This is a genomic window from Blastomonas sp. CCH1-A6, assembly GCF_001556365.1.
GTDB classification, from domain to species: domain Bacteria; phylum Pseudomonadota; class Alphaproteobacteria; order Sphingomonadales; family Sphingomonadaceae; genus Blastomonas; species Blastomonas ursincola.
Genome location: NZ_LSIS01000362.1, coordinates 1 through 239, shown reverse-complemented (window position 1 = coordinate 239; position 239 = coordinate 1). Strand labels below are relative to the sequence as shown.

Below are 239 nucleotides of genomic sequence, written 5' to 3'. Positions count from 1 at the left end.
GGATGCCGCCTTCGACAATACGAGCCGGTGCCGGGGCCTGGACGACCGCGCTCTCGCATGAGCGGCATCCATAGCGAGGCCGGCGGGTGACCATGACCCGGAACGTGGTCGGCACGACATCGAGGCGTTCAGCAACATCCTCGCCAATCTGGTGCAGCCCGCCGCCACAGCACGGGCAGGCCTTATCGTCGATATCGACGATCTGCTCGATCCGCTCGAGGTGCGCAGGCAGCGAACCG

At 66.5% G+C, this 239-nt stretch carries 1 protein-coding gene; it reads right to left on the bottom strand.

Going from position 1 to position 239, the window contains the following annotated elements; genetic code table 11:
* Positions 1 to 239: IS66 family transposase zinc-finger binding domain-containing protein (locus tag AX735_RS16925; protein WP_202189606.1), on the bottom strand; the 239-nt coding region annotated here is incomplete at both ends.